Origin of the sequence: Tateyamaria sp., from assembly GCF_039945315.1 — a bacterium.
Classification (GTDB): Bacteria; Pseudomonadota; Alphaproteobacteria; order Rhodobacterales; family Rhodobacteraceae; genus Tateyamaria.
In genome coordinates this window covers 1-4,025 of record NZ_JBDUXB010000024.1, presented here as the reverse complement: position 1 = coordinate 4,025, position 4,025 = coordinate 1, and the positions used below count along the sequence as shown (strand labels likewise).

At 50.0% G+C, this 4,025-nt stretch carries 3 protein-coding genes and 1 pseudogene; 2 read left to right on the top strand and 2 right to left on the bottom strand.

The genetic code is table 11. The annotated features are described in order from the left end of the window. Together ABJD00_RS06450 and ABJD00_RS06445 are read left to right on the top strand one after the other, a co-directional pair. On the top strand, nt 1-477 hold a 477-nt coding region (locus tag ABJD00_RS06450), incomplete at its 5' end, for an IS6 family transposase (protein ID WP_413858042.1). Nucleotides 478-1,163: 686 nt separating this feature from the next. Beyond that, nucleotides 1,164-2,927: an adenylate/guanylate cyclase domain-containing protein gene (locus tag ABJD00_RS06445; protein WP_413853586.1), complete on the top strand. Its 1,764-nt coding sequence runs from the start codon at nt 1,164-1,166 to the stop codon at nt 2,925-2,927. A 129-nt stretch (nt 2,928-3,056) separates the two neighbouring features. Here the strand turns inward: ABJD00_RS06445 and ABJD00_RS06440 are convergent, their stop codons facing one another. Both ABJD00_RS06440 and ABJD00_RS06435 read right to left on the bottom strand, forming a co-directional pair. Beyond that, on the bottom strand, nt 3,057-3,533 hold the full coding sequence (locus ABJD00_RS06440; protein WP_348188582.1) for a hypothetical protein: 477 nt from the start codon (nt 3,531-3,533) through the stop codon (nt 3,057-3,059). Between the two features lie 398 nt (nt 3,534-3,931). Then, a pseudogene (locus ABJD00_RS06435) lies at nt 3,932-4,025 on the bottom strand (IS6 family transposase); the annotation flags it as partial.

The following is a 4,025-nucleotide window of genomic DNA, read 5'->3' as shown; positions in this document are numbered from 1 at the left end:
AAGTGGCGTTGGCACCTGGACGAGATGTTCGTGAAGATCAACGGCGAGAGACACTATCTTTGGCGCGCCGTGGACCACGAGGGCGAAGTCCTCGAGAGCTTCGTCACGAAGACGCGAGACAAGAAGGCTGCGTTGAAATTCTTAAATAAAGCAATGCGTAAGCATGGTTGTCCAGATGTATTCGTCACGGATCTACTGGGCTCCTACGGCGCGGCGTTGAAGGACATCGGCTTGGCCAACAGGCAAGAAACCGGTCGCTTGCTGAACAATCGAGCAGAGAATTCGCATCTGCCATTTCGACGACGGGAGAGGGCGATGCTTCGCTTTCGGCGTATGCGAAGTTTGCAGAAATTCGCCGCCGTCCACGCTTCAGTCTACAATCACTTCAATCAGGAACGCAGCCTTTCAACGAGACCAAATTTCAAGCTCAACCGCGCCGCTGCTCTTGCCGAGTGGCGTGGTCTCTGCGCGAGTTAATGGACAGTGTCACTGTCCTTGTAGAGACTGGTTCGAATTAGTCTGGCAGCACCGCCACCACCTAAATAAAATCAATGACTTACAGAGATTTTTGGATTTGTTGTGCCATCCGGTGTGCCAAGCCGTTAATGTGCCGGCAGACACGGCAAAGCATAGGTGATCCAATGGCACGACGCAGACCCCCAAAGGCAGTCAGGCTGCAGCAAAAGGTTGCTGATCTGGAAAAGCAGTTGGCAGATGCACAGGCTAAATTGCGGGAACCTAGGGGGTGCCGTTACTTTCTAGGCTCTGGACCCATTAAATTCCAAAGCATCAAATACCACCAAGCGGACCTTCGCTGCACGACGCCCCAACGGCTGAGTTGCGGGACCAAAGTGAACTTTCGCCGCGATCTCGCCAATGACCGCTGTTCAGATAATGCCCCGATATCCCAGCACCTTGACCTCACATCAGCAGGATAATTGCAGGCCCCGAGCGTTTGCACCCCACCCGGAAATGCAGAAATTTGGCAACCAAGTATTTTGACCAAAACTCTGGATTAAGCATGCAGTCTTTTGTTGCCATGCGAATGCTGTGCTATCTCATGGACATCAGTAGTTCTCGCGCATTTCCCCTTGGGCGATAACGTTGACACAACTAAGCGAGATCAGAAATTTGGATTGATGAAGAAATCTGCGGACATTTCTATGACGGTCTTGCTTGTCACCGCTATCGGTGGGCTCGTTACTTTGGCGGCCGGCTCTGTCCTGTTGTTGTCGGCCTATGCCAACTTCAAAAACACTTCTGAGCTTGCCCTGAGCCGTGGTCAGATTTTCATGGCAACATTGAAGGAGGATGTGAAGCAGCATGTTGAACCCGTCGCTGATATTGTGGAATTTCTAGTTCGGCAGGCTTCAGATGGCGAATTTGACCCAGCGTTTAAGGATGAAACCGTTTGGCAGCTTAAAGGCGTTTTGGGCAGCATCCCCCAAATTTCCGATGTTGCTGTGTGGCTCCCAAATGCCCGTGAAATCCTTGTCTCGCGTGGCACGGATCAGAAATTGATTGTTCAAACAGACGACAATCAACACGACGAAGGCCTAAAGAACTACCTCAGGTTGCTGCACAGCAATCGGGAAATGGTTTGGAACGAACCAATCAGAACTGAAGGAAAGACACTAATTACGGTCGCTGCGCCGTTGTTTTATGACGGCAGACATATTGGGGCCGTGGCAGCCGGTGTATCAGTAGGTGAATTGTCAGAATTGATAGAAGAACTGGGCGATACTTACCAAACCAACGGTTTCATCATGTACGGGAATGATCGTCTGCTAGCCCATAGAAAATTGCCGGAGTTATCGGGAGCAAAGCTAAATTTCGAAAATCCCCTTTTCAAAGTGTCTGACTTGGATATGCCCATTATAGGCAAGATTATGAAAACGCCGATAGATTTTTCCGATCCTGACGGGGTGTTTGATGTTCGAGAGATAGAGGTAAATGGTGACGAATACTTGGTTCTCTCTAACGAGATAAATGATTTGGGGTATGTCCCCTGGACCTTGGGAGCTTACTCGCCAAGTGCCGATTGGAACTCCCAGATTTACAGGCTTCTTAACTCGATAATAGGTGGCGCGGTTCTTCTGGTGCTGGCCGTTATAGGTTCTATGTTCCTCTCTCGCTGGGTGGCGGCTCCCATAAGCGAAGCTGCTGACGCAACACTAAAGGTTGGAAATCTCAATCTTGATGAAATTGATCCCTTACCGCCATCGCGCATTACTGAGCTCAACAATCAGGCAATTGCCTTTAATCAAATGCTGGAAGGATTACGCTGGTTTGAAACCTATGTACCCAGAAAATTGGTGCGCCGCCTGATACAGCAAAAAGAACATTCTTCCATCTCATCACAGGAGTTAGAGCTCACAGTGATGTTCACAGACATCGTGGGGTTCACGGCCAGTTCAGAAACAAAGAAGCCGGGAGAAATTGCTCAAGAACTGAACCAACATTTTGAGATAATCAATCAATGCATCGAAAAAGAAGGCGGAACCCTGGATAAGTACATCGGGGACGCCGTAATGGCGTTTTGGGGTGCTCCAGAAACACAATCAGATCATGCACAACGCGCTTGTCGGGCCGCCATAGCCATAGAAAAAGCCTTGACTGCTGGAGAGGATGAACAACGCATAAAGATTGCGGTCCACACTGGGCCTTTGATTGTTGGCAACATTGGAGCGGTCGGCCGTATGAATTACACCGTTATTGGGGACACGGTGAACACTTGTAGCAGGCTTGAAAAACTCGCCAGTGATCTTCTTGATGAAGGATCGAGTGCTGTGATTGTCATCAGTGAAGCCACAGCAAGTCATCTTGACCAGGAATTTACCCTGCAAAAAGCTGGAAAATTTTCTGTAAAGGGTAGGAAAGAAGAAATTACTGCATTTCGCTTGCTGACAACTGGCAATGTCAATTGAGAGTGGAACCGTCCCTTTGCCCAGACGAGTGTTCCGACCAAAGCAGCCATCCGCGCACCCCACCAAATTGGGTAAATTGGGCTCAGAGCGGCCGTTCGCTGCAGTCTGCACCAATGACTGCCTTGCGGACTAAATCGACATTAACATGGGTGCACTTGTCGGTTCTCCCGTTAGTCGCGCAAATTGTGTTGCACCTTGCGTACGTGGCGCAGAGTGTCTGTCAACATCGCTGTCATAAGACCAAACATCAGAAAGCCGTTCGCGCCTGTCATCCCCCCCCAGCAGCCTCTGCTCTTGGGGGACTACTACGTCACCCAGTCCCAGGGTCGTGTAGGCCACGAGAGAATAGTAAACGGCTTCCTCCAAGGAGCTGAAAATCAGCATTTGTGCAAAAACAATCGCCCACAGCCATACCCCCAATGTCATCATTGCCATCGTTGCAAGTACCGCCATAAAAATCACGATTAGCGACTTGGCTGGTGTTGGTGGTCGCCGCAGCCACGGCTCCATCAAAAGGAGTGCTTCATTGAGGACCCACCATAACAGTGCTGCCCCCGTTAATGAGATGAGAGTGATAGCAGAGCCAAGCAACAATTGGACAAGCACTGTTTGGGTATCCCTTTTTTATTTGGTGCTTTCAGTTTGCGAGAGATTTGCTTCTACCGGGCTTCAATCAATACCGCCAGCTTCCAACGGTATCAACAGTTGTCTACAAAGCGCTCGAGTGTGAGAGAAATCGATGGCTACTTTGGGCTCAGAGCGGTCATTCGCTGCGCTTCGCTCGGACGTCTGTTTTGCAGCTTGTTGAAAGCCTTGGCTGTCTAAGCGCGCGAAACGACAAAAGAAGCCCACGCCTGCATGAGTGGCCTGTGTCGTTGGCAGGTAAGAGGCGGTAGGCATTTCCGCCTGCTGCCTTTTTTATTTCAATATCAATGGCTTGCGGAAAACGCTGATTGCGTCAGACGAATTCGAACCAGTCTCAGTTTACCGCGGAATGCATGAACTTATCCGGAACAAAGCTGGCGCCACTCGGAGAGAGCCGCGCTTCGGTTCAGTTTGAAATTGTCTCGTGAGTAAAGATGTCGCTCCTGATTGAAA